A 23,616-nucleotide genomic window follows, 5' to 3' on the forward strand; every position below is an offset into this window, starting at 1 on the left:
TTACTTATTGGGTAGTGGAGCATGATTGACGAATGACCAGAGCTGTGGGCAATTTCACATGGAATGCGGGCTCATTCGTCTGCGATTCCAGCAAAGACAGCAGCTGTCCGGCGGCGGCCTTCCCCATCTCAAAGAAAGGCACAGCCACGCTCGTCAGCGGCGGATCGGCAATGCGCGCGGCGTCCGAGTCGTCGTAGCCGACGAGCGCAACATGCCGGCCGACGCTCACACCGAGCTCACGCAGCCCTTGCATCAGCCCGATCGCCATCCGATCGTTGGCGGCAACAACCGCCTCCGCTCCGGAATCGCGGATCGCGGCCGCCGCGCGGTAGCCGCTCGTACGGCTGTAGTTGCCCTCAAACAATAGCGATGACACGCTCGCGATGCCCGCTTCCTCCAACGCCTTCCGGTAGCCCTCAAGCCGGTCCCGGCTGTTGGAGTACTCCGGCGATCCATTCAGAAAAGCGATGCGCCGGTAGCCTTTGCCGAGCAGGTGCCGGGTCGCGCTGTAGCTGCCCTCGATGTGATCGGCGTCGACCTCGTTAAAGCCTGCATCCTCGAAGTGCTGATTCACGAGGCAAAACGGAATGCCGCCCTCCTTCAGCCGCAGCAGCGACTCCTTTTCCGCAGGCGTGTTTCGTGCGCCCAAAATGATGCAGGCGTCAACCTTTTGCCGCTGAAACAGATTGGTGTAATCGCTTTCCTTGTCCGGCGACCGGAACTTCAGCAGCAGGTCGTACCCTTTTTCCGCCGCCGTCGCCCCGATGCCGCTCAGCGTCTCGGAGAAATAATACGTCGAAAACAGGTGCACCTTCGGCACATACGGCAGCACGACGCCGATGTTGCCGCTTCGTCCGCGGGCAAAGCTTTGCGCGATCGCATTCGGATGATAGCCGAGCCGCTCGACCGCTTCGAGCACGCGGCGCCTGGTCTCCTCCTTCATCGGTCCGACGCCGTTCAGCACACGGGATACCGTCGCCTCGGACACGCCGGCCAGATCTGCGACTTCTTTTCTTGTAGCGATGGCGAGTCCCTCCTTGAACGTTAATCCCGTTACAGTCACTTACAATGTACACGCGTACATTTTCTCATCGAAAGGATGGATTTGTCAATCGTTTTTTGCAGCGAAGCGGCTCTTGATAATTGCCGGGGAACGGAATATGCTTGACTTGAGCACGCCCGACTTGCTTACGATGCCGGCTTTCCTTCGGAAAGCCCAGCGAATGCTTACGATGCCGGCTTTCCTTCGGAAAGCCCTTAGGAGTTGTGACCATGAACCTGCTCGTTGCCGAAGACGACATCTCCGTTTGCGAGATGCTCCGATTGTTTTTTCAAAAAGAAGCCTATCATGTTACGTTCGTTCACGACGGGCTGGAGGCGGAGCGGCAAATCCGGGAGAACAAGTGGGACTTCGTCATCCTCGATTGGATGCTCCCCGGCAAGGATGGCCTGTCGCTGTGCCGTGACATCCGCCGCCGCGAACAGACGCCCGTCATTTTGCTGACCGCACGGGATCACGAGGCCGACCGCATTCTCGGGCTGGAGCTCGGAGCCGATGACTACGTCACCAAGCCGTTCAGCCCGATGGAGCTGATCGCCCGCATGAAGGCGGTGCTTCGCCGTTACAAAGCGGCCCCGGCCGCTCAGACGACGTCCGGAGAGGAGCAGCCGGGCGATAAGGACGAGCTGCTGCAGCATAACCAAATCACGATCAATCTGGCTACGCGAATCGTCACGATCGACACATATGAGATCACCAACCTCACACCGAAGGAATTCGATCTGTTCCGGCTGTTCGTGAGACACCCGAAAAAGGTGTTTACCCGCGAGCAGCTTTTGGAAAGCGTCTGGGGCTTCGATTATTTCGGCGATGAGCGGACCGTCGACGTACATATCAAGCGGCTGCGCAACAAAGTGTCGCGGCCGGACAGGCAGCTTATCGTCACCGTATGGGGCGTCGGCTACAAGCTCGAGGAGTGATGCTGATGAAGAAGCCGCGCTTCCGCTACCGGTTTACTTTTTTTTGGCGGCAATTTTTGAGCCACCTGCTTGTCTCGCTGCTCGTTTTTACGCTGCTGAGCGGCGGCTTTATTTATTATTACCAGGGAAATATTTACAATACCGAAGCCGAGGAGCTTGTCAGTGCAGGGCGTGCCATCGCCCGGCTGATCCAGAAGGAAGACGAGGACCCGACGTCAGCCATTGCCGCTTACCGCAGCCTGCTCGCCGAACGGAAAATTTCATTCATCATTCTCGACAAAAGCGGCGACGTCGTCTACCGTGACCCGAAAATGGCCGGAAACGTACGGACGAAGCCGTTTTTGGACGGGCTGCGCAGCCATATTTTCACCATCAAGGACAATCAAAGCTTTCTGCTTGAGAACGGCGGCGAAAAGATGATCGTCGTGCCGCGGCTGATCCGGCTGAAGGCGCAAAACAAAGAGCTGTTCCTGTTTGTTCTCACCTCGCACCGCGGCATTCCGGATATTTTACAGTCATTGAAAGAGCCTTTCCTGTATATGAGCGGCGTCGTGGCGCTGCTTGCGGTCGTCGTCAGCCTGTTCATCTCGCGAAACCTGAGCAGAAGCATCCGCTCGCTTCAGCAGGCGACCAACCGGATCGCGCAGGGCGATCTGGCGGCGCGTTCTCCCGTGCGAAGATCGGATGAGCTCGGCGAGCTGTCGGGCGATTTTAACGCGATGGCGGACCGCCTTGAGGAGACCTCGCGCAAGCTGCAGCAGTTCGAAGCGCGCCGCCGGCAGTTTATCACCGACGTCAGCCACGAGCTGCGCACTCCGCTCACATCCATTCGCGGCATCGTCGAAGGCCTCAAAAACAACCTGGTCACCGGGCCTGAAGATACGCAAAAATATTACGGCATCATCGAAAAAGAAACGTTCCGGCTCATCCGCCTGATCAACGAACTGCTCGACATGGAAAAAATCGAAAACGGCCTCATCACGCTGCAAAAGCGAAGCAGCCCGCTTCGCGAGCTGCTCGAGGTTGTTGCGGAGTCGCTGGAGGTGCTCGTGAGCGAAAAAAAGCTGCACCTCATCGTCGACTGCCCGCCGGAGCTTGCCGTTTACGGCGATTACGACCGGCTGATGCAAATTTTGATCAATCTGGCGAAGAACAGCATCCAGTTCACCGACTACGGCACCGTTCGGCTGACCGGCTCGGAGACGGAGCGGATGACCCGCATCGATATCGCCGATACGGGTAAAGGAATGACAATGGAGGAGCAATCGTACATCTGGGAACGATTTTACAAGGCGGACCCTTCCCGTTCGAAAAACAAAAGCGAAACCGGGCTCGGCTTGTCCATCGTGAAGCGGCTTGTCGAGGCGCATGGAGGAACGATTACTGTCGAAAGCGCCCCCGGCATGGGCACGACTTTCACCATTTTGCTGCCCAAAGAAGAGACGGCTCCATCAGCCGCCTTGCCCCATGGAGGCTGAGCCGGATGCTTATCCCGCAGCCCGCGATATGTATCCGGACGGCCGCCCTTTGGCTGCCCGGTGTTTTTTTGTGCGCCGCTGCGCCTGTTGCTCGCGGTATTTTTAAAGTTTGGACTTAACGCCGGCTCCGGAACTTACCCGCTTGTATTTCCCGTATGCCCTGGCATAGCTCATAATGCGCCGAAAAATGCTTTTATCCTTCAGCCTGCGGAAAATATACGGGTCCGGACTTGTGTTGACCTCCAGCACCCAAGGATTCAGGCTGGCATCCAGCCCGATATCCGCGCCGATTTCCTTCAGCCCCTTGTACCTTACGTGCAGCTGTCGGGCTAGCCGGACTCCGAGCGAGCGCAGAGCCTGAATATATTGCTTCCGCTGCTCCGGCGGCAAATAAGCTTGAAGCAGCGTTTCGACCGGCGTGAGCGTCCCCCCGTTGTGGAAGTTGGTCACAATTTTATTCGGATGCGCCACCCTTCCGATCACACCCGTCGTCTCCCACGTTTTTTTCGGCGTTTGCTGAACCATCACACGAAGATCGAAACGGCGTTTTTTATATTTGAGCAGTTGAATTCCTTTTTGCGCCAAATACCCCCGTTTTCGCGTGCTCTTCCGAATCGATTCGTACATCGCGTCATAGGAGGCGAAGCTTCTGACGGCGGTTCCGCTCTGGTAGCTGTATGGCTTCGCATCGCCCGCTTTGTATTCCACCCGCATGACTCCGTTGCCGAAGGTGCCGATATCCGGCTTGACATATACCATTTTATACTGATCGAGCATCGTTTTGAGGGTATTCCGATTCATCTTTCTCGTATCCGGAACGAAGCCGTGCAGCTTCGGATTAGCCAGCAGCGCCTTCGTTTTCAGCCATTTGCTGATGATGTGCCGTCTGTATTGCAATGGGGTCTTTTTGACGCCGACACGTCTTTTCACGTTTGCAACACCTCATTGTGTGAGTAGAATTCCGCCTTGCGTTTTGACACCATATCTTATGTAAGCGGGTCTGGAAATGTTAGCAGAAAAAAGAGGTGGCGCAAGCCTAACACTTCTTCCATTCATCTCCAATATGATAGCATGACGGATCCAATTGAGGAGGTATGTGATGTGAAGGTGAAAAGAGGCGTTTCAGCGAGAAGACAGACGCATGTGCATGAATTTCTGGGCAGCACCAAACTGGCGGAACAAGGGGCGGACCGCCACAACCATCGGTTTGCCGGCGTTACCGGGCAAGTGATTCCGGTAGGCAACAGCCATGTGCATGAAATCGATTTGACGCGTACCGACTTTTTGAACCATTTCCATAAGCTGAAAAAAATCAGGACCGGGCCGGCGATTCCTGTCGGAAACGGAAAACATGTTCATTTTGTTACGGGCACGACGACGTTGAATGATGGCCACAAACATCGATTTAACTTCGCCACGCTCATTCAAAAGCCGCTTGTATAATCGATCAATCGTCGAATTTTAAAAAAATCCCCGCAACCCGCCGTGCTTGCACCTCGGGTTTGCAGGGATTTTTTTTTGCATCGCCTTACGGCGCGACTTCGAGAAACTTCGCTTCCGGCATTTTTTCCATCGCCGTCCGCATCGCGTATTCGTTCTCGAACAAGGCGACGAAGTTGCCTTTCTTGTCTTTCACCAGCTGCGAATTGATGCGGAACTTCGCGGGATCCACGTTGTCCGCGACGATCCACCGCGCAAACTGGAAGTTCGTGCGGTGCAGCTGGATGTCGACGCCGTATTCGTTTTTCATCCGGTACTCGAACACCTCGAACTGGAGCTGGCCGACAACACCGACAATCGTGTCTTCGAAGCCGATCGTCGTGAACAGCTGGATCATGCCTTCCTCCGTCAACTGATCGAGCCCTTTCTGATACTGCTTGTATTTCAGCGCGTTTTTCACGCTCACCTTGCAAAACAGCTCCGGCGAGAACGTCGGCAGCTCCTCGAACACGATGTCGCCTTTTTGGCTGAGCGAATCGCCGATCCGGAAAATACCCGGATCGAACAGACCGATAATATCGCCCGGGTACGCGTCCTCGACGATGTCCCGGTCCTGGGCGAGAAACTGCTGCGGCTGCGCGAGCTTGATGTTTTTGCCTTCGCGCACATGCTTCACCGTCATGCCGCGTTCGAACTTGCCCGACACGATGCGCAGAAACGCGATCCGGTCGCGGTGCGCCGGATTCATGTTCGCCTGGATTTTGAACACGTAGCCGGAGAAATTGTTGTCGAGCGGCTCTACCTTGCCCTGGCTGCTGTTACGCGGCTCCGGGGCCGGAGCGAGCTGCAGGAAGTTTTCGAGAAACGTCTGCACCCCGAAGTTATTGATCGCGCTGCCGAAAAAGACCGGCGTCAGCTCGCCGCGGCGCACCTTTTCCATATCGAACGGGTCGCCGGCGACGTCGAGCAGCTCGAGATTTTGCACCAGCTGATCGTACAAAAAGTTACCGGCGATTTCCTTGACGAGCGGATCGGTGTACCCGTCCACCTTACGCACCGTGATCTCCTTATGGTCGCCGCCTTGGAACAGCTCAAGCTGCGACTTCTCCCGGTCGTACACGCCGCAAAACTGCTTGCCCGAGCCGATCGGCCAGTTCATCGGGTAGGAACGGATGCCGAGCAGGTTTTCAAGCTCCTCCAATAAATCGAACGGGTCGCGGCCTTCGCGGTCCATTTTATTGATAAATGTAAAAATCGGAATCCCCCGCATGCGGCAAACCTGGAACAGCTTCTTCGTCTGCGCCTCGACGCCCTTGGCGGAGTCGATCAGCATGACGGCGCTGTCCGCTGCGGTGAGCGTCCGGTACGTATCTTCACTGAAGTCCTGGTGACCCGGTGTGTCGAGAATGTTGACCCGGTGCCCCTCATAATCGAACTGCATAACCGACGAGGTGACGGAAATCCCTCTCTGCTTCTCGATCTCCATCCAGTCGCTCGTCGCGTGCCGATTCGCCTTGCGTCCCTTGACCGTACCGGCCAAACGGATCGCGCCTCCGAACAGCAGCAACTTCTCGGTCAGCGTCGTTTTGCCCGCGTCCGGGTGGGAGATGATGGCGAACGTGCGCCGCTTCGCTACTTCTTGCTCCAAAACATTTGTCATCGTATGAAAAGTCCCTTCCATCATTCATTTAGCTAACAAGCATTATACACCTTTTGCCGTCCACAAATCTACAGCGCGGCGGCTTGCTGCACCCTTTTGGCGTATGTTACCATGAGGCTGCAGACAATTGATTTTGCAATAGGGAGAAAACGATGGATACCGTCACCCATACTTTATTCGGCCTTACTTTATACGGAGCTCTGAACAAATCCGGGGCCTCCCCCGCCATGAAAAAAAGCCTGCTGTTCACCGCGCTGGCCGGCAGCCAAATTCCCGACATCGACTTCGTCACCCGCTTCACCGAAACGGGCCATATCATGCATCAAATGTGGCACCGCGGCATAACGCATTCGGTCTTTATGATCCCGGTATGGGCGCTGCTGATCTGGTACATCTGCCGCTGGATCTGGAAAATCCGCGAAAGGCGCGTCATGTGGCTCGGCGTGCTCGCCGTGTTCATCCACGACTTGAGCGATATGCTGAACGCCTGGGGGACGGGCTTTTTCGAGCCGGCGTCCTCGTTTCGCGTCAGCATCGGAGCCATTCCGATCGTGGACGTCGTGTACATGCTGGCGATGCTGCTCGGCTGGTTTTTGGCCTGGTATGTGAAAAAAATTCCTTCCCACTATATGCTGCGCGCCGCCTGGGGGATCATGGCGCTGTATTCGCTGCTTCAGGTGAGCCAGGTTGTAACGATACATAACGCGGTAGCGGACCGCTACGAACGCATCGCCGTATCGGCCGGCTTCGTTCCCGGGCAGTTCCAGGTGTTCGGCAAAAATCCCGGCCTCGTCGATATTATGGATGCCACCGCATGGCGGACGCCGGTGCTGCGGGAGACGCTGGCCTCCGACGACAATGCGAACCTGCGGCCGCTGTTCGACCGCAATCCGCGCGCATGGACGCTGTACGTCTGGGCGCCGTTCGTTGTCGTCGTGAACAACGACAAGGAGCTCGGCATTTACGACCCACGCTTTTACCGAAACGGCCAATCGTTTCTGCACGAGTCGATCGTGAAATAAACGAGCAGCCCGCGCTGCCGATTCTCAAGCAATCAGCATCGCGGGCTTTTTTACAAGGCAGCTCTGCCCCGAATCACACCTTTTGCAGCGGAATCGTCCAATCGGCTTCCTTCAGCCACGACTTCGTGCTGAACTCGCGGCCGCGAAGCACGACCTTGTCGCCGTATACCTGCACGTAAAGAGCTTGCGACTTGGCCGGGTCGTTTTTCTGATAGTTTCGGTTATACACGCGGCCGACGGACGAATTGATGAAATAATGGAACGATTCCTTCTCATAATGCGACGCCCCGTTCAAAAAATCCTGATGACCATGCCCGCAGAAAACAAACACGTTCGGGTACGGCTTCAAAATCTCGCGGAACTTCTTTGCGGGAATCAAGCGGTGCGTGCCGCCGTCCTGCCCCGCAGGGGGCAGCGGCTGGTGGATCATGACGAAAATCGGCTTGCCGTCCTTGTTTTTTTCCAGCGTCGCCTTCAGCCATTCCAACTGCTCGTCGGAGTACCAGGCCCCTTCGCCGACTTCCTTTTTCTCCTGCTGGTAGCATTCCTGCGACATCATGATCACCTGATAGCCGCCTACTTTCGCTTCGGAATACGGCTTGCCGATGCCGAACTCCTTCATAAACCGCTCCCGCGCCTGCGCGTCCGTCCTGCCGTTCGGGAACGTCTCCGTGCTGAACGCGCCGTTTTTGTCGATCCAAACATGGTAATAATCGTGGTTGCCCATATTGGCGTATACCGGCGGAAGCTTGAAATCTTTCATCACGTTGCGGTATTCCTTGTAATCGTTCTCCGTGCCGTATTCCGTAATATCGCCGGAAATGACCAGTGCGTCCATCTTCAGCTCGGCCTGCTTTACATCCTCCAGCGCTTTCCGCAAATTTTTGATCGTATTCGGATCGGCATTGGAAACGTGCAGGTCGCTGAATATGAAAAAGGACGCGAGCGGCTCGGCACCGGCCCCAGGCTGTGCGGGCGGCTTCTCCTCCGCTTTCGGCGGCTGCGGCTCCTCCGGCTTTTGCGTTACCGGCAGTGCCGCTTCTTCTTCTTTCGTGAACAGCTTCATGCAGCCGCTGAGCCCGGCGGCTACGGCGCCGAGCAGCATCATTAGCAAGCGGACAAACGCTCGTCTGGACATATAACCCAAGTTACCCCTCTCTATCTTGATGGCTGCGTTAAAGAATACGTTAACTCTTGGCAGCCGGTTTGAGCGGAATCGACCAGTTCGCTTCCGCCACCCAAGCGCGCTTCGCGAATTCACGGCCGCGGACGACCACCTTGTCGGCATATACCTGAACGTACAGCGCCTGCGACTTTTCCTTCGCCTCGTTTTGGAAGCTGCGGTTCAGCACGCGGCCGACGGACGAATTATGGAACAGATGAAACGTTTCCTTCTCGTAATGCGGCGCCCCGTTTTGAAAATCCTGATGCCGGTGGCCGCAGAACACAAACACGTTAGGATACTTCTTCACCGTATCGCGAAACAGCTTGGCGCGCATAAGTTGATGCGATCCGCCATCTTTTCCCGCCGGCGGCAGCGGCTGATGGATCATCACGAACACCGGCTTGCCGTCCTTGTTTTCGCTTAATTTTTGCTTCAGCCAGCTCATTTGCTCATCGGAATACCAGGCGCCCTCGCCGACCTCGGGCTTCTCCTGCTGGTACGTTTCCTGCGACAAGAGAAGGAACTGGTAGCCGCCCAGCTTTATGTCTTGATATGGTTTTTCCATGCCGAAAAACTTCATGAACTTCTCCCGCGACTGCGCATCCGTCTTGCCGTTCGGAAACGTATCCCGGTTAAAAGCGCCGTTTTTATCGATCCATACGTGATAATAATCATGATTGCCCATATTCGCGTAAATCGGCGGCAGCTTGTAGCCCTGCAATATTTTTTGAAACTCCCTGTAATCGCTGTCCCGCCCGTATTCGGTAATATCCCCGGTGATAATGATGGCCTCTATCTTCGATTCGAACTGCTTCATGTCCTCCATGGCTTCTTTCAAATGCTTGATCGTATTTGTAACTTTCCACTTTTCTTGTCACATAACGTAGTGTAAAAAAACCTAAAAACGATGCGGGAAATGGAGGGATAAAGGGGGACAGTACGGGATTCTGCGGGACAAGGCAATTTTCGATAAATGCTTGCTACATAAGGGATTATACCACTTATAGTAGCTTAATAGAAGGGCTTCGGGGCGGATCAAAAAGGAGAAATTTGAAACAAAAAAAGGAGTGACATAAAATGTGAGAAAAACTTGGCGAAAACCTCGTGATTGGCACCATTTCATAGAAATCAAATTAATCTGCTCGTTTTGTAACTAACCGTTAGTAACAAGCAAATGCTTGTTATATAGCGGTTTTTTTGCTTCGAAACTCGATTCAACGTTCTTAATGCGGTTATCGACCTTACGCAATTTTACTTGCGCAATCATTTTACCTTGCGCATCCTCTAAAAATCCAGCAACACCAAGGAAATCCGTGTTATTTTGAATCAACGTGATTATCATAAGTAAAATTGAATAAAAATCGAAATAAATGAATTTATATTCACAAATACATTTCTGCACTAATCTAATAGAGCTTGGGTCAATTTCAATAGCTTCTGCTTTTGATCGCTGGTGAGTTCTTTTCCCTTGTATGAAATCTGGTAACTTGTTAAATCCTCGATTTGGAACACTTTGTCATTTTCTGAAATCCAAGAAGGCGTAGTCAGGCTCACCTTTAATTGTTTCAACTTCGATAGATAACGTTCCTTTATTCGAAAATCTACATCTTTCCATTCGCGCAGTCTGTGCATTATAGTAGCAGGGTTATAAAATTTATTAAACTTTTCTTCTGCCTCATTGGAAGTATAGAGAGAATCCCCTTCTTCAAGATATTTCCTATACCACTCATCAAACAAATTAACTTCTGGAACCTTTGCGAATAACGATCCCCCGAATATGTTAAAAATTTCCTGATGTGCTTCGGCAGGAAATACCTTTCCGTTATTGGAAACGAGATTTAACAGCACATATATCTTTTGATTTAATTCAAGTTCCTCTTTCTCTCTGGTTAATAATTCCCCCAGTTCATCCTCTCCAAGCAAAACAGAAACAGGAACCTCAAGTGTATCGGCTATTTTCGCAATCAATTCAATTGTAGGACTCTTTATGCCCCCGTTCAATAGAGTGCTCATAGTCGAGTGAGGTATTTTTGAATTCTTTGCTAATTTATATTGCGTGAGTCCTTTTGACTTCATTACCTCTTTTATTTTTTCGACCAGTTCCATGCGAATCACCTTCAATTTTATTTCTGAATACAGAAATAATTTTATTTCACAATACTAAAATAGTCAAGAAATCGGAGAATATCAGAGTAATCGGGAGATTTATGGAGGAAATCAAATGATTTAAGGGATTATCCTTTATTTCAGTATATTGATATTACGGTAAATTGATATATAATAGATTTCAGGAGGTGGTCATATGACGAAAATCGGCTCCCGAATTGCAAAATTGAGGGAAAACCAAGGATTGACTAGGTATCGGCTGGCTATCAAGTCTGGCATTTCGTTTTCTTATATGACAGCACTTGAAGAAGACAAGCATTATCCTTCTCTGAAAACCATCGACAAACTAGCTCAAGGGCTTGGAATTACTGTGTCGCAACTTTTTGAAGAAGAAGCTAACCTCAAAAACTAGTATTAACCATTTTTCGCTAAACATACCTACATTAGACAAGGAGGTATGCCCTACGTGGAGTTATCCGTCAAAGAGTACGCTTCTTTGTGTGGAAAATCAATAAGAACCATACAGGATAATGTTTCAAAAGGGAAATTAAAAGCAAAAATCGGAACGATCAACCACAAGGAGGCATACCTCCTTGATGCGAGTCAGCTTCCGCCTGAAGCCTACCGTCAATTACTCAAGGAAAAGAGGAAATTGGAAGAAGCCGAGCGGCAGGATGAGCTATTCGATTGGTTAGAAATCCGTGAGAAATTTGGTGCAGAAGCGGAAACCGATATATTGAAACGGCTGAAATGGGTTCGTCAGGCGATCAACTATGAGTTTGAAGAATGCACCGACCAAAAAAAGGCCGCGCTCGCCGAACGGATCGGAACATCGAAACGAACGTTGTATCGCTGGATAGACGCTTACAAGAAAGAAGGTGTGATCGGCCTGGTATCCAAACCGATTCGCAAGCATCTGGAGAAGACCAAACCGGAAGTCAACTTCCGCAGCATGGACGAAAGCGCCGTGAACTTTGTTCGCTCCCTATATCTGGTCAATCCGCCGCCGAAAATCGCATGGGTGTATCGCCAATTGGTTGAAGAAGCTAAAGAACAAGGCTGGAAGATCGGGAGCCGCGCAACTTGCTATCGGATCATCGAGCAAATCGAGCCTACAATCAAGCACTTTGCCAATTTCGGCGAACAGGAGTGGGAGCGCAAGCTGCTGTATAAAATGAGGCGGGCGCTTGAGGAAGTGTTAGCCAACGAAGTCTGGAACGGAGATACGCACGATTTGGACTTCTTCATTGAAGTGGATGGGAAACCGATTCGCCCGCAATTGATTGCTTGGCAGGATGTTCGAACGCGCGTGATCGTCGGATATGCTGTCACGCTGCAAGGGAACGCCTATCGAATTGGCCGGGCGCTCCGAAACGGCATTCTGAACTACGGATTGCCGCAAATCGCTTACACCGACCACGGGAAAGACTATGACAGCGAATATATGGAACAGGTGTTTGAGCGTCTTCAAATTGATCACAAGCTTTGCAAAATCAAATGGCCGAATTCGAAGCCGATTGAACGCTTTTTCGAGACACTGACGAATAATTACACGCGCTTCTGGCCGGGATACTGCGGAAGTGACGCCAAGAAAAATCGACCGGTCGGCTTCGACGAGAAGAAGCAATGCGCGGCGGGCAAGCTGGTGAACATGGAAACAGCCCTTCAATTGGTTGACGAGGCGATCATGGATTACCATAACACCGTTCATAGCGAGCTTGGTTGCACGCCGTTCGAAGCGATGGAGAAGGTCGCGAAAGCACGTCCAGGCAGTGTAGACGTGCAGGCTCTGAACTTCACAATGATGAAGAAGGTACGCCGCAAAGTGCTGATCGATGGTATTCACTTCCAGAATCACGAGTATTGGTGTCACGAATTGCATCCGCTGCGCGAGCAATACGTCGATGTGTTCTATGACCCTGACGATGTAAGCCAACTCTTCGTGTACCACGAGGGCAAATTCATCGGAATTGCCGTCAACAAGCGCCTGCGGTTCCTTGGCGCCAATGAAGAGGATTTGAAAGCTCATCTGAAGGCGCAAGGCCAGGAGAAAAAGCGGATTAAGGAAGCTATTCGGGGCTACCGGGAAAACACACTGGAAGCACAGGTTGAAAAACGCTTGCGGCGCGGGCCTTCCACGCTGGAAGGCAGTCAAAAAAACAAGTCAGGCAAGCAGCCGGATCATGGCAAGGTGACACAGCTTACCGGTCATGAGCGGCAGGCGCGGGAAGTGAATCGACATCGTAAGGTTGCAGACACAAGACGGCAGGCGGAACAGCACGATGATTTGGCTGCGCAGTATCTGCGTGAAGATGCCCAAAAAGTATTTGAACGACTAAAGGAGGCTGGCAAGGCATGACAACAAGCAAAGATGAGGCGGTACGCGCCAAGCTGGAGGACTTGGTGGATAAGCAAGGGTTGAAATTGAAGGACATTGCCGAGGCGCTGGGCTACTCTCATTCCTCGCTGTCCCGGTATATCCGCAAAGACTACCATAGCACCGAGTTGGAGAGCGCCGCCCGCGCCTTCCTCATTGGACGGGGCGACCTTGAAAACGGCGAAACGGCCCCTGCGCCGGGAATCAGCGATTTCTATCCGACAGGCGTTGCGGTCGATATCGTGGGCGTTTGCGAACAATGCTTCAACCATCGGGACATTGGCCTGATCGTCGGAGAGTCCGGGATCGGCAAGACGACTGCGCTGGAGAAGTACGCTGCCAGCAACCCCAAGGCCGTGTACATACGCGCACACGGGAACATGACGCAGAAAACGTTACTTCGAAAAATGGGCGCATCCATCGGGCTAACGTTCCGCTATCACGATATAGGCTCCATGATCGATGCGCTGATCGAAAAGCTGGCCTCCGAACATGTTGTCTTCCTGATCGACGAGGCGGAATACCTGATTAACCCTAACAGCGCCACGCCCATGCGGAAATTGGAAATGCTGCGCACACTGCACGACGAAACGGAATCATTCGGCCTTATTCTTTGCGGCATGACACGTTTCAAAGGGTTTTTCCTGCACGGCCCGAGCATGAAGGAAAATCTTACGCAGCTTTGGAACCGGGTGTTCAGGGGACGAGAATTCGGCGGCACGGAGCGCAAGGACGTGGAACCGATTATGGACAGGCCGGATATGGATCATGACGCTAAAGACGAATTGGTAGCCCGTTCCCTGAATCAAGGCGGCAACCTGCGGCGGTTCATGAAGCTGTTAAAAACGGCGAAATCATTGGCAGACAAGAAAGGAAGCAGGATTACCGCCGACATCATTCGCCAAGCGGATACCCTGCTCCTTCACTGGTAAAATACTTTGGTCGCCCCCGAAGTATTTGCCTTTCATTATAGCACAAGCGACTCCTTTGCGATAGCGGCAAAGTCGAAACGCCCTAATCGGGCGTCGCGGGGAAATGACATCCCCCGCCTGAAGATGACAGGTCAAGAAAGGTTGGTGAAGTCAATGACAGGGCGTAAAGTAATGCCGGTCTTAGCGTTACGAATGGCGTTGGGAGAGACTTTTAGAAACATCATCCCCGAAACCGTTGCTCGTAAATGCAAACGGGAAATGAATAAGGTGGTTCAAGGCTCCTTCCAGGATTTTCGTATGAAGCATTTAGAAGCAACAAATCAATTCCTGGAAGAGATTGCTGACATGATGGAAACGGAACCTTTTCACCGTCTGCAAACCAAAGTTCGCAAAGCGCCAATTGAATTGCAATTGCTCCTCTTGGAACGCGTCGTAACTGTCGATGGTTGGTTGTCCGAGAAAGACCCGTTTACGGAAATAGATGTGCCTGAAAGTTTTCATGAGTTATTCTCCCAAGTGTTTATCCGCGACTATAGCGAGAAGGTCGAACAACATATCGAATAAAGTGGAGAACTCGACATCCAGTCGCTGCATGTAAAATGCTTTGGTCGCCCCCCGAAGCGGAGAACGGATTTCTGAATAGGAATGGAGTGAAATTTTCGGTGCTTACTAATGAAGTGTTTGACATGGCAGCAAGCTTGGATTTGATTTTCAACGCAGACGCTCCAGATCGGCAGGATTGGCTGGAGCGGATCACCCCCGCAGAAATGGAGTGGTACTATGCAAACGGGTACATCCATTAAGACACCGCCGCAACTCCTCAAGAAGATATGGGCATTAGCCAAAGAAATCAAAATGAGTGAAGAGGACGTACGCGCGATAGCCGAACGGATCACCGGAGAGGCCCGGCTGTCCACCCTAAGCAAGGCGGAAGCTTGTTTGATCATTGATACAATGAACGAAGTTGCCGGGAAGACGAGGGCTCGTCCGAGAGGGCGCATATCGAAGGCGCAACGATGGAAAATTGCTGAGCTTGAAAAGGAACTCGGCTGGTCGGACGAACCGCAGCACTTGAAGAACTTCATCAAGAAGTATTACAAGGTCGATCATATCGACTGGCTGACGCAGCCGAAAGCCTCCAAGCTCATTGAGTCGCTGAAAAACATGGCCGCAAGGAAAGAAAAGGCATAGCCGCCGTAATCGCCCTGTGTGGCGTTTCAACGCCCGGAGGGCATCCAACCTTCGGGTTTTTCTATACACCCCCGTTATAACGCGTTATAACGGGGTCTGCGGTGGCATTCCTCTTATGCATCACCCTATATAACGGAAAGGACGGGCGCTCATGGCAAAACAACGAACCATTTTGATGGGCAGCGCTCATAAGGAGATTGCCGCCCGATTGAGGAAGAATCCGGCCTTGCAATTCGCAAAGCAGCAGCATACCGAAAGCTTGAACACGATCCAGAGCTTGCTCCCGGCTGCGCATGTCCAGTTATGCGATATTGTGGCCTCTGCCACTCGCCGCATGATTACGGAGTATGAACAGGAAAGCTTTCTGCTTGGATTCCAGCAAGGCCGGGAACTGTCGGGGCTGCTGGACATTGACCAATCAAACCCCATTGCCCTGTTCTCCGAGGAATGGGAATGGCTCACATTCGGCTATCAGCTAAGCAAACGTCAGCGCGAACGTGTTCAGGGTTATATTGAAGGGATGCTCGAACACCAGGGCTACAACAATGTCGTTTCCATTGCTGAACTTCGGCGGCAGGCCGGACTTTGATTTCGGCAAAACTTAAGCGCGCTGTCATTGGGAAAATCGGGGCGATAAGCCGCCCCACTCTCAATTAAAATGACAAATTCTAATGTGAATACAGGGAGGGATAATGCATGACCTTTTTGAAAGAGTATGTAGCGGATTGGATAAACCGAGATAGTGAGAAAGGCCCCGAAAATGAGCAGTTGGATATTTACTTCTGCATGATCGGAAAAACGGAAAATCTTCTGAAAGAAGCTCTTCAGGGGTTTGCGGATGTCGGGGACATACTCTTTGATTTGGATGATGCGTATGCCCGTTGGGGAAGTGTATACCGTGAATTATTTTTTCGTAGAGGCTTCGCCCTTGTTTATCAATCCACAACGCAGCATACAAGCTTTGCGTTTGAATCTGATGCCGTAACCGTAGCCACCGCTCATACTCACATGCTGGAGTACACTAAAAGTGAGATTTTTCAACGCGAATTAAGTTCGGCTGAACAAGCAGATATTCAGGAGGAACAGGAGAATATTCGGCGGCTTCAACTGAGTATTTATCAACAAGCCTCAAGTAACGACCAACAGCTTATCAGCAATTTGCTGCAAGAAATGGAACGCTTGTATTTGCTTTTGTTTCAAAACACAAAAGAAACGTATTTCATGTATGGCATGCTGCATGGCTACCGCCTATTCTCCGCATTGCTGGCCGAGATCAAAAGCCCCCACTCTTCCCCCTTAGCCAAGCAATGCGGCTGAGAAGGCGGGCGGTAGGATGGGCTTAGCAAAGGAGCCTTGGTTCAAGGAAGCAGAGCGCTGGATTAAAGAGTATCCGGCCATTAAGCAAAACCTGCCCCCTTCGCCCGATCTGTTCACCTTCCACCTTTTTGACCAGGTTGAACGGATCGAGCGTGCGCTTCGGGAACTCGATCAGGAAGAACAACGCTTGTTGGACTTGTTTTATCGGCAAAAGAAAACCTATGTCGCCGTTTCCATCGCCATGCATATGAGTGAAAAGACAGTGTATCGAGCAAAAATGCGCTTGATTCGTAAGATAGCAGACCATTTTGGAATTTAACCGCTGAGAGGGTTCCATACACCCTCTCTTTTTGTTCGTCAAGATGACGGTTTCCGAGGTATTCCCCTTAGTAAAATAAGGATATGAAACAGCGCGAAGGGGTGAAAACAACATGGATTGGAAGTCCATCGTCGATAGGCTGAGAGACGAGATTGCCAGCGGAAAGATAACGCTCCACCAGGTATTGACGGAGCTTGATCCCGCTCTCGCCGAGCGATTGGCGTTGCTGGAGCAAGTCAAAGAAGCGTTCGGCGTCGTCCAGGACGAATGGTTGCTGGATACAGTTCGGCAAGCCAACACCCAACGGCTGATGAGCCAATTCGTCGGATCGTTGGGACGATTCCCCGGCGCTGCGTATCATTTCAAGTGGCATTAAACAAACCGACAAGGAGCGTGTAACCGATGGGACTGTTTACCCCGAAGGAGACGGAATACGAGAAGTATCAGAAACGGATCGAAGGCAAACGGGCAAAGCAAACGGAACTGGAACAAGAGCGGAGGCGGCTTGAAAGCGAGCTTCAAACGGCGATTTTGGAAGATAAGGTTTCGGGCAAAATCGCCGCGCAAATCAAAGAGGTTTCGGAAGCGCTGGCGCTCATCTCCATCGAAATCAACACCCTGGAGACGGCGATGCAGCCGCACAAAGCGGACTACTTGCGAAACAAAATTCAAGAATGCGAGGCGCTGGAGCAGAAGTACAACCAGGAGCTTGCTAAACTTCGTCAAGCATTTGAGAAAAAGGAAGCCGAATACCACAACGCGCAACGGGAGTATTGGGAGCAGAGAAGAGTTCCCTCGTCCCTGTTCGACAAGGCTAGAAACGAGCGCGAACGGCTGGCGATTGAACTGGAGGAGCTTGAGCAACAAGCGAAGGAAGCCGCATTCCAAGAGAACGACAGCGGCGTGTGAGCATCCGCCCATTCTCAATAAATTTGACAAAACACAGGACACCACCCCTGAAAGGAGGTCGGAATCATGAGTCAAAGCATGTGGCTGTCCGCCTTCCTTTCCGGCGAAATGCGGCCAGCGGACATTCCGGCAGCGCCCGGCATTGATGTGGAGGCCATTAAAGCCGGGGACGCCGATCCAATGGAGGTTGTCGTGGAAGTTCCGGCGGGAAAATCCGCGCGGGGTTGGAACTACTTGCCGCAAAGCCTGAACGCCATCGTCAACCACGTCAACCGGCATACCCTGTCCGGATTTCTCGGCCACCAAAAACCGGACGAAGTGGATACAGCCTTTGAAACACCCGTCACCCACTGGATCGGGGCAAGGATGGAAAACGGACGCGCCTACTTTCGCGGCGTGATCGACGCGGCGGCGCAAGACTTGAAGCGCTGGATTCGGGCGGGGCGCATCAAGCAAGTGAGCATTTACGGCCAGCCGCAATTGCGGACAGTCGGCGGCGAAACCGAAGTGACGGATTATAAGCCCTTGTCCATCGACTGGACACCGCTTAACCGTTCGGGCATGCCGACGCGCATTGTCGCCATCGGCGAAATGGATGTCATCCGCCGAAGCGACAGCCCAGCCCCGGAGGGAGGTGCAACAAACGTAGCGCTGCTTCAATTAAAACAGCAATTGCAATCCGGCGAGATTTCGCTGGATGAAGTGCTTCGCGCCCTGTCGCCCGAAGAGGCAGCAAAGCGAACGACCGCCCTTTCTATTCTCGGACAAATGAAGACACTGCTTGGGGTACAGACCGAAGCCGAACTGATTCCAGCCTTGCAAAAAGCGCTGCAAAGGAAAACGTCCAGCGGTGAAATGTATATCCTATACGATCCTAGCCGCGCCTCCGTCTTGCATCCCGATTGGATGCTCTATGCGGAGCGGCATACCATATAAGCCTTTCATTAAATGAAGAAAGGGGTGAAGACGAATATGGCGGAAGAAGTCTATCGCATTGAAATTCCGGTATCCGTGGAAGATCATTCCGAACCCGGCCTTTCCAATGCGGAGAAGAAAGTGAGTCGTTTTGATCAGACGGTAGACCGCACCCGCAAGCGTTTGGAGCGCATGAACCAAACCCGTTGGCAGCTTGTGCTGCATACGCTGGATCGGGCTTCCGGCGTGATTCAACGCGTCGGAGCCGAAGCCCGCCGAGTGGCAAGCGGCTCCTACCGTCTGACCGTTCGCGTGATGGACTTGGCGACTCGGCCCCTACGGGCCATCGGTAGATTGTCGGTATCGACGGCGGGATTGCTCACTTCGGGATTAGCCGCCGTGGGGGCGTACAAGGCGGCGTCAACCTCCATTGGCGGTGCGGCAGAATTGGAATTGCAAGCCATGCAGCTTGAAGCGCTCGTTGGAAATGCGGAAAAAGCGCAGAAGCTATTCCAACAGATGAACCAGTTAGGCATGAAATCGACGTTCTCCGAAAGGGACTTCCTGGAGGGGGCCAAAACGTTTTTGCCTTTGACCAAAGATTTGGATCAAATCAACCAATTGGTTCGCCTTCAGGAACGTCTCGCGGCTTCCAATCCGTATGAGGGGATGCAAGGAGCCGCCTTCTCGATCCGGGAGGCGTTGTCCGGGGACATGGTTTCGCTCCAGGAGCGCTTTAACGTTCCCCGATCCATGCTCGCCAACCTGAAGAATGCAACGGACATGACCGGTCGCATCAAAGCCCTGGACAACATCCTGAATCAAATGGGTTACACGCAGGCGTATTTGACCAAGGTCAACGGATCGGCGGCGGCGCAATGGGACAACCTCAAATCGAACATGGAAATGGCTTTGAAACGTGCCGGTTCCCAAGCGTTGGAACGACTCAAACCGGTTCTTCAGCAACTGAACGACTTCTTTTCGAGCGAAAGAGCAAAGCGGATGATTGCCGCCTGGGGCAAGGCGCTGGATTGGGGGGTTCAACAGGCCATTTGGTTCGGTCGCCGCGTTGGCGATCTTTTTGACCGGACAATGGATCATGTTCGTCGGAAGTATTTGGACAACCCTGAATTTCAACGGCTGGATTTCGCGGGCAAAATCCGCTTTATCTTCGATGACATACAGAGCCTCTTTGCGGATTGGTGGCAAAGCAAAGGCAAGGCTCAGGTTGAAAAAATATCCGGCCAAATTGGCGGGGCCATCGGCGGCACGATTGGCGGATTCATCATGACGGCTTTGGGCGCAGCCGATCCGCGCGGCGTCCAAGTAAGCGAATCCCCATTCATTCAGGCCGGATCAACGGCGGGGCGTGCCTTCTTGGAATCCTTTCTGGAAGCCTTCGACGCCAAGCGGATTGCCCAAAAAGCTGCCGAAGCGTTCAAAAATCTGCAACCGACTTGGCTGGGCGGTGAAACGAGCAGTGGAGCAGGCCAAGCCCTCGCGCTCGCGATGGATGCCTGGTTGGTCACCAAAGCGGTCAATCTGTTGAAGGGACCGTACTCCGTAGGCAAAGGGTTGATCGATTTTTCCAAATGGGCGTTCAAAAGAGGCCGTGGCATGCGAAGGGTTGGCGGCGGGGCTGCCGTCGCAACTGCCGCTGATGCAACGGCGTCCGTCGCCGCAGCGACAACGGCGAGACACACCGCATCCGCCGCCGCTGAAACGGCAGGGCGATTGCCCTGGTATCGGCGCTTATTGGAACGCTTGCCAAGCGTAACGACCGCGACGGCAGCGGAAGGCATTCCTATGGCGACGGCTGGGCCTTCCGCGCAATTCTCTCGCGGCTACAGGCCGGCAGGCAAACAATTTTGGAAAAACATCCCGATGGATCATACTTACCGCCGCGACGACATCGTGCGCATGGCAAACGCCGGAGAACTTCAGCGCTATAACGAACTGGAAAAAACATTCGGCAGAGCCATAGCGCCTAAAGCGAGTTGGTGGCAACGACTTCTTCCCACCGGCGGCAGCGGAAGAGGCTTGGGACTGCTGGCCCGAGGTGCCGGGAAGCTGGCTCTCCCCCTCTCCATCGGCATGGATGCGCTGAGCATTGTCGCGGCCAAGCCCGGCCAAGAACGAAACCGGGCGATCGGCGGCGCTGCGGGCGGATGGGCCGGATTTGCGGCGGGCGCTGCTGGCGGCGCGGCGATTGGGTCGGTCATCCCCGGTCTGGGAACGGCGGTTGGCGGGCTGATCGGCGGCATCCTCGGCAGCATCGGCGGCGGGGCAATCGGTGACTGGATCGGCAGCAAAGGCGAGGACATTTCCCGCTGGTTCGACTCCACCTTATGGCCGTCGCTCAAAGATGGCGCTAGGACAACCTGGACTTGGATTTCGGATACCGGCCCGCAGGCTATCGCGAAGGGTGTTGGCTATGCGGTCGGGTACATCGGCAGCACGTTATTTTCCGGGGAATGGTGGAATGAGAAATGGGCCTCCGTCGAAGCATGGGCTTTAAACGCCTGGGAGCGGACGAAAGGAACCTGGAACAACACGGTCGCGGCCATTGAATCCACGATCTTCAATGGCAAATGGTGGCAGGAAAAATGGCAGGGCGTGCAGGATTGGGCCAAGAACACTTGGGAAGGCGCTCAGCAGATTTGGAGCGATACGCGCGAAGCCATCAGCAGCACGTTGTTTGACGGCAAATGGTGGCAGGAGAAATGGAAAGGTGTTGAAGATTGGGCCTCTACCGCCTGGGAGAGCATCAAGGGCAAATGGGGCAGCTTCTGGGGCAAGATTAGCGGAGCCTTCCAGGAAGGCCGAGAGGCCGGACAGCAGGCCGCAGGCGGGCCGAAAGCTTACGCTCGCGGCGGCATGATCACAAGGCCGCATGTCGGGCTCGTGGGTGAAGCTGGACCGGAAGTGATTATTCCCCTTTCGGCGGCTATGCGTGGGCGTGGCCTGGAGCTTTGGCAGCAGGCCGGACAATGGCTCGGAGCCACTCCCTACGGCCAGGGCGGATTCGTGGGCGGGCCGCCGATCCGTCTGAATTCTCCTTCGCTGGGGAGCGTCGGCGCTTTAGATATGCGTCCAAGCGTGAATGTTGGAGGTATACGACTGGGCGACGTGAACGTGACCTTTGAATTGAAATCGGACGATCAAAACGTGATGGAGACGATTCGACGGAATGGGCAAGAAATCGCGGACGATCTTGCGGGTATTATCAAGCGCGGGTTAGAGGATTCTTGGGCCAACGGTGTCTAACCATAACCTTTGCCGCTTTTAAGAAAGGGGGCTGACTATGGGACGGGGAATCAGCCAGCTTGCAAATGCAATTAACGAGAGAGTCAAGAAGAAATCCGCGACACCGGACATCGTTGATTTAGGAGTCATCGGAGAAGATGGCAGCTTGCGGCTAGACCGATTCGGCCCCTCCATCCCCAGCAGTGACTACTTGGTGGCCGACTGGACGGTGAACGCTTCAATTCCGGTTGAATCCCGCGTCTATCGGAGCGCGTCGCCGGTCAGTTCATCCGGCGACGATACGCCGGAGACGACCTATTCCCCACTCTCCAGGATGGATTTTGTCGCCGGAGACGACAGCAGCCACATTCCAACTTTGGAACTGCACTTCGCCAAAGCTCTCCGGCCAGGGGATCGGGTGCTGGTATTGTGGGTACGGGATGATCCCGTCATCATTAGCAAGATCGCATCCGGTAATGAGACATGAAGCTTATTCTATTAAGGGGGGGCGATTCTTTTGGAAGACTGGATGAAGGAATTGAGTCTTGATTTAATTCCAAATAATCTTCATCCTTTGGTTGAAATGACGGGCATCGAAACTTTTTTGAAGCTTTGCTCCTATTATGGAGGCAGCAATGTCTATTTCCCGAGGGATGAAACCATGCTTATGCCACTAAGAAATCAGCGAATCAAGCAGGAATACAATGGACACAACCTGGTTGAAATTTGCCGGAAATTCCGACTGAGCGAACGGCAAACCCGGCACATTCTGAATAAGCAATGAGCATAACGCAGGGGGCGGTTTCGTCTCCTGCGCACGCCTTTTTTAACCTAAAATGAAGAAGGTGACAGCCTTGAAAGAACAGTGGGTTGCAGAACTAACGCCGGAAGATGTACCGGAAAGATACCGCCCAATCGCGGAACTGATCGGCGTCGAGAACCTCGTTAAACTGGGCGATTATTCTAAAGGGGACACCATTTATATTCCATCCGGCAAATACTTTCTACGGGTCATTCGGGACTACAAAATGAAGAAAGAATACACCGGTGGGAGCGTTAAGGAATTAGCTAAAAAGTATGGATTGAGCGAACGCCGTGCTCGGGAAATAGTCATTGGGGATTAACTCGCGGCGATTTTTGAACGCGGTTTTTGACAAATTCATTGAGAATGTATGCGTTAATCCTGTATATATATCCAAACCGCCTACCCCGTCTTTGTGACATAAAAAGTGAAACTTTTTGTCAAAAAATTTGGCACTCTACAGTATTCGGATCGTCCAGGGATATATGCAGGTCGCTTAATATAAAATAAGACAGCAGCGGCTCTTTGCCGCCTTCGGGCGCCGACCGGCCGATAGCCGCAGGCGGTTCGGTTCTAGGCAGCCTCAGCTCCTCCGCACTCGCATCCGCACCGCCGCGCCTCAGCAGCCGGGGCAAACCGAAGATGCCTGCGCCGGCAAGCACGGCGAGTGCCAGCAGCCAGCGGATAAACTTTCGTCTCGTCATGCTCCCCCTCCTAAAGCCGCTACCCGTTTTAGCGTCTTCCATCATTATACATG

26 protein-coding genes are annotated in these 23,616 nt (G+C 53.0%); 19 read left to right on the top strand and 7 right to left on the bottom strand.

The window, feature by feature from the left end; all coding sequences use genetic code 11:
* Positions 1-4 precede the first annotated feature (4 nt).
* Positions 5-1,063: a LacI family DNA-binding transcriptional regulator gene (locus MYS68_RS23380; RefSeq protein ID WP_420852152.1), complete on the bottom strand. Its 1,059-nt coding sequence runs from the start codon at positions 1,061-1,063 to the stop codon at positions 5-7.
* Positions 1,064-1,272: 209 nt separating this feature from the next.
* On the opposite strand from MYS68_RS23380, the gene MYS68_RS23385 reads away from it, so the two are divergent.
* Complete coding sequence (locus MYS68_RS23385; RefSeq protein ID WP_248928168.1) at positions 1,273-1,980, top strand: response regulator transcription factor; 708 nt, start codon at positions 1,273-1,275, stop codon at positions 1,978-1,980.
* Between the two features lie 5 nt (positions 1,981-1,985).
* Positions 1,986-3,458 (top strand): sensor histidine kinase, encoded by a 1,473-nt coding sequence (locus MYS68_RS23390; protein WP_248928169.1) that lies wholly within the window; start codon positions 1,986-1,988, stop codon positions 3,456-3,458.
* Between the two features lie 102 nt (positions 3,459-3,560).
* On the opposite strand, the gene MYS68_RS23395 is transcribed toward MYS68_RS23390, so the two are convergent.
* On the bottom strand, positions 3,561-4,388 hold the full coding sequence (locus MYS68_RS23395; protein WP_248928170.1) for a YheC/YheD family protein: 828 nt from the start codon (positions 4,386-4,388) through the stop codon (positions 3,561-3,563).
* A gap of 171 nt (positions 4,389-4,559) precedes the next feature.
* Here MYS68_RS23395 and MYS68_RS23400 point away from each other — a divergent pair, with 171 nt between their 5' ends.
* Positions 4,560-4,901 carry a YmaF family protein gene (locus MYS68_RS23400; RefSeq protein ID WP_420852153.1) on the top strand — a complete coding sequence of 114 codons (342 nt, stop codon included), beginning with the start codon at positions 4,560-4,562 and terminating at the stop codon, positions 4,899-4,901.
* Positions 4,902-4,986: 85 nt separating this feature from the next.
* On the opposite strand, the gene MYS68_RS23405 is transcribed toward MYS68_RS23400, so the two are convergent.
* The gene (locus tag MYS68_RS23405) at positions 4,987-6,558 is read right to left on the bottom strand and encodes a peptide chain release factor 3 (protein ID WP_248928172.1); all 1,572 of its coding nucleotides are present in this window, start codon (positions 6,556-6,558) and stop codon (positions 4,987-4,989) included.
* 152 nt (positions 6,559-6,710) lie between these two features.
* On the opposite strand from MYS68_RS23405, the gene MYS68_RS23410 reads away from it, so the two are divergent.
* Positions 6,711-7,580: a metal-dependent hydrolase gene (locus MYS68_RS23410; protein ID WP_248928173.1), complete on the top strand. Its 870-nt coding sequence runs from the start codon at positions 6,711-6,713 to the stop codon at positions 7,578-7,580.
* 73 nt (positions 7,581-7,653) lie between these two features.
* On the opposite strand, the gene MYS68_RS23415 is transcribed toward MYS68_RS23410, so the two are convergent.
* The 3 genes from MYS68_RS23415 to MYS68_RS23425 form a co-directional block, all read right to left on the bottom strand.
* Positions 7,654-8,718 carry a metallophosphoesterase family protein gene (locus tag MYS68_RS23415; protein ID WP_248928174.1) on the bottom strand — a complete coding sequence of 355 codons (1,065 nt, stop codon included), beginning with the start codon at positions 8,716-8,718 and terminating at the stop codon, positions 7,654-7,656.
* A 49-nt stretch (positions 8,719-8,767) separates the two neighbouring features.
* Positions 8,768-9,571 (bottom strand): metallophosphoesterase family protein, encoded by an 804-nt coding sequence (locus MYS68_RS23420; protein ID WP_338043675.1) that lies wholly within the window; start codon positions 9,569-9,571, stop codon positions 8,768-8,770.
* 575 nt (positions 9,572-10,146) lie between these two features.
* The gene (locus MYS68_RS23425; protein ID WP_248928176.1) at positions 10,147-10,851 is read right to left on the bottom strand and encodes a helix-turn-helix domain-containing protein; all 705 of its coding nucleotides are present in this window, start codon (positions 10,849-10,851) and stop codon (positions 10,147-10,149) included.
* Positions 10,852-11,047: 196 nt separating this feature from the next.
* On the opposite strand from MYS68_RS23425, the gene MYS68_RS23430 reads away from it, so the two are divergent.
* The 15 genes from MYS68_RS23430 to MYS68_RS23500 all read left to right on the top strand — a co-directional run bounded on the left by MYS68_RS23430 (position 11,048) and on the right by MYS68_RS23500 (position 23,181).
* Positions 11,048-11,263, top strand: coding sequence for a helix-turn-helix domain-containing protein (locus MYS68_RS23430; RefSeq protein ID WP_248928177.1), 216 nt, complete (start codon positions 11,048-11,050; stop codon positions 11,261-11,263).
* A 54-nt stretch (positions 11,264-11,317) separates the two neighbouring features.
* Complete coding sequence (locus MYS68_RS23435; RefSeq protein ID WP_248928178.1) at positions 11,318-13,210, top strand: Mu transposase C-terminal domain-containing protein; 1,893 nt, start codon at positions 11,318-11,320, stop codon at positions 13,208-13,210.
* On the top strand, positions 13,207-14,160 hold the full coding sequence (locus MYS68_RS23440) for an AAA family ATPase (RefSeq protein ID WP_248928179.1): 954 nt from the start codon (positions 13,207-13,209) through the stop codon (positions 14,158-14,160). Before MYS68_RS23435 ends, MYS68_RS23440 begins: the two co-directional genes overlap by 4 nt.
* A 153-nt stretch (positions 14,161-14,313) precedes the next feature.
* Positions 14,314-14,724, top strand: coding sequence for a hypothetical protein (locus MYS68_RS23445; protein ID WP_248928180.1), 411 nt, complete (start codon positions 14,314-14,316; stop codon positions 14,722-14,724).
* Positions 14,725-14,940: 216 nt separating this feature from the next.
* A complete protein-coding gene (locus MYS68_RS23450) occupies positions 14,941-15,351 on the top strand; it encodes a regulatory protein GemA (protein WP_248928181.1) in 411 nt (136 codons plus the stop codon).
* A gap of 151 nt (positions 15,352-15,502) precedes the next feature.
* Positions 15,503-15,940, top strand: a complete 438-nt coding sequence (locus MYS68_RS23455; protein WP_248928182.1) for a hypothetical protein — start codon at positions 15,503-15,505, stop codon at positions 15,938-15,940.
* Positions 15,941-16,047: 107 nt separating this feature from the next.
* Positions 16,048-16,668 (top strand): hypothetical protein, encoded by a 621-nt coding sequence (locus MYS68_RS23460; RefSeq protein WP_248928183.1) that lies wholly within the window; start codon positions 16,048-16,050, stop codon positions 16,666-16,668.
* A 16-nt stretch (positions 16,669-16,684) separates the two neighbouring features.
* A complete protein-coding gene (locus MYS68_RS23465; RefSeq protein ID WP_248928184.1) occupies positions 16,685-16,987 on the top strand; it encodes a sigma-70 RNA polymerase sigma factor region 4 domain-containing protein in 303 nt (100 codons plus the stop codon).
* Between the two features lie 112 nt (positions 16,988-17,099).
* Positions 17,100-17,363: a hypothetical protein gene (locus MYS68_RS23470; protein WP_248928185.1), complete on the top strand. Its 264-nt coding sequence runs from the start codon at positions 17,100-17,102 to the stop codon at positions 17,361-17,363.
* Between the two features lie 26 nt (positions 17,364-17,389).
* Positions 17,390-17,896, top strand: coding sequence for a hypothetical protein (locus MYS68_RS23475; protein ID WP_248928186.1), 507 nt, complete (start codon positions 17,390-17,392; stop codon positions 17,894-17,896).
* Between the two features lie 66 nt (positions 17,897-17,962).
* Positions 17,963-18,832: a hypothetical protein gene (locus MYS68_RS23480; protein ID WP_248928187.1), complete on the top strand. Its 870-nt coding sequence runs from the start codon at positions 17,963-17,965 to the stop codon at positions 18,830-18,832.
* 36 nt (positions 18,833-18,868) lie between these two features.
* Positions 18,869-22,078: a lysozyme family protein gene (locus tag MYS68_RS23485; protein WP_248928188.1), complete on the top strand. Its 3,210-nt coding sequence runs from the start codon at positions 18,869-18,871 to the stop codon at positions 22,076-22,078.
* A 37-nt stretch (positions 22,079-22,115) separates the two neighbouring features.
* On the top strand, positions 22,116-22,544 hold the full coding sequence (locus tag MYS68_RS23490; RefSeq protein WP_248928189.1) for a peptide methionine sulfoxide reductase: 429 nt from the start codon (positions 22,116-22,118) through the stop codon (positions 22,542-22,544).
* Positions 22,545-22,574: 30 nt separating this feature from the next.
* The gene (locus tag MYS68_RS23495) at positions 22,575-22,841 is read left to right on the top strand and encodes a Mor transcription activator family protein (protein ID WP_248928190.1); all 267 of its coding nucleotides are present in this window, start codon (positions 22,575-22,577) and stop codon (positions 22,839-22,841) included.
* A 70-nt stretch (positions 22,842-22,911) separates the two neighbouring features.
* Positions 22,912-23,181, top strand: coding sequence for a Mor transcription activator family protein (locus MYS68_RS23500; RefSeq protein ID WP_248928191.1), 270 nt, complete (start codon positions 22,912-22,914; stop codon positions 23,179-23,181).
* A gap of 118 nt (positions 23,182-23,299) precedes the next feature.
* Here MYS68_RS23500 and MYS68_RS23505 read toward each other — a convergent pair whose 3' ends face one another.
* Entirely contained in the window at positions 23,300-23,563 is a 264-nt protein-coding gene (locus MYS68_RS23505) for a hypothetical protein (protein WP_248928192.1), read from the bottom strand.
* Positions 23,564-23,616: the final 53 nt, after the last annotated feature.

This window comes from Paenibacillus hamazuiensis, assembly GCF_023276405.1.
GTDB lineage: Bacteria > Bacillota > Bacilli > Paenibacillales > NBRC-103111 > Paenibacillus_AF > Paenibacillus_AF hamazuiensis.

Bases quoted from the DNA above. Each gene is read 5' to 3' on its own strand.
- MYS68_RS23385 (WP_248928168.1), top strand. From the start codon at position 1,273: ATGAACCTGCTCGTTGCCGAAGACGACATCTCCGTTTGCGAGATGCTC.
- MYS68_RS23390 (WP_248928169.1), top strand. From the start codon at position 1,986: ATGAAGAAGCCGCGCTTCCGCTACCGGTTTACTTTTTTTTGGCGGCAA.
- MYS68_RS23405 (WP_248928172.1), bottom strand. From the start codon at position 6,558: ATGACAAATGTTTTGGAGCAAGAAGTAGCGAAGCGGCGCACGTTCGCC.
- MYS68_RS23410 (WP_248928173.1), top strand. From the start codon at position 6,711: ATGGATACCGTCACCCATACTTTATTCGGCCTTACTTTATACGGAGCT.
- MYS68_RS23415 (WP_248928174.1), bottom strand. From the start codon at position 8,718: ATGTCCAGACGAGCGTTTGTCCGCTTGCTAATGATGCTGCTCGGCGCC.
- MYS68_RS23420 (WP_338043675.1), bottom strand. From the start codon at position 9,571: ATGGAGGACATGAAGCAGTTCGAATCGAAGATAGAGGCCATCATTATC.
- MYS68_RS23425 (WP_248928176.1), bottom strand. From the start codon at position 10,851: ATGGAACTGGTCGAAAAAATAAAAGAGGTAATGAAGTCAAAAGGACTC.
- MYS68_RS23430 (WP_248928177.1), top strand. From the start codon at position 11,048: ATGACGAAAATCGGCTCCCGAATTGCAAAATTGAGGGAAAACCAAGGA.
- MYS68_RS23440 (WP_248928179.1), top strand. From the start codon at position 13,207: ATGACAACAAGCAAAGATGAGGCGGTACGCGCCAAGCTGGAGGACTTG.
- MYS68_RS23445 (WP_248928180.1), top strand. From the start codon at position 14,314: ATGACAGGGCGTAAAGTAATGCCGGTCTTAGCGTTACGAATGGCGTTG.
- MYS68_RS23450 (WP_248928181.1), top strand. From the start codon at position 14,941: ATGCAAACGGGTACATCCATTAAGACACCGCCGCAACTCCTCAAGAAG.
- MYS68_RS23455 (WP_248928182.1), top strand. From the start codon at position 15,503: ATGGCAAAACAACGAACCATTTTGATGGGCAGCGCTCATAAGGAGATT.
- MYS68_RS23460 (WP_248928183.1), top strand. From the start codon at position 16,048: ATGACCTTTTTGAAAGAGTATGTAGCGGATTGGATAAACCGAGATAGT.
- MYS68_RS23465 (WP_248928184.1), top strand. From the start codon at position 16,685: ATGGGCTTAGCAAAGGAGCCTTGGTTCAAGGAAGCAGAGCGCTGGATT.
- MYS68_RS23470 (WP_248928185.1), top strand. From the start codon at position 17,100: ATGGATTGGAAGTCCATCGTCGATAGGCTGAGAGACGAGATTGCCAGC.
- MYS68_RS23475 (WP_248928186.1), top strand. From the start codon at position 17,390: ATGGGACTGTTTACCCCGAAGGAGACGGAATACGAGAAGTATCAGAAA.
- MYS68_RS23480 (WP_248928187.1), top strand. From the start codon at position 17,963: ATGAGTCAAAGCATGTGGCTGTCCGCCTTCCTTTCCGGCGAAATGCGG.
- MYS68_RS23485 (WP_248928188.1), top strand. From the start codon at position 18,869: ATGGCGGAAGAAGTCTATCGCATTGAAATTCCGGTATCCGTGGAAGAT.
- MYS68_RS23490 (WP_248928189.1), top strand. From the start codon at position 22,116: ATGGGACGGGGAATCAGCCAGCTTGCAAATGCAATTAACGAGAGAGTC.
- MYS68_RS23505 (WP_248928192.1), bottom strand. From the start codon at position 23,563: ATGACGAGACGAAAGTTTATCCGCTGGCTGCTGGCACTCGCCGTGCTT.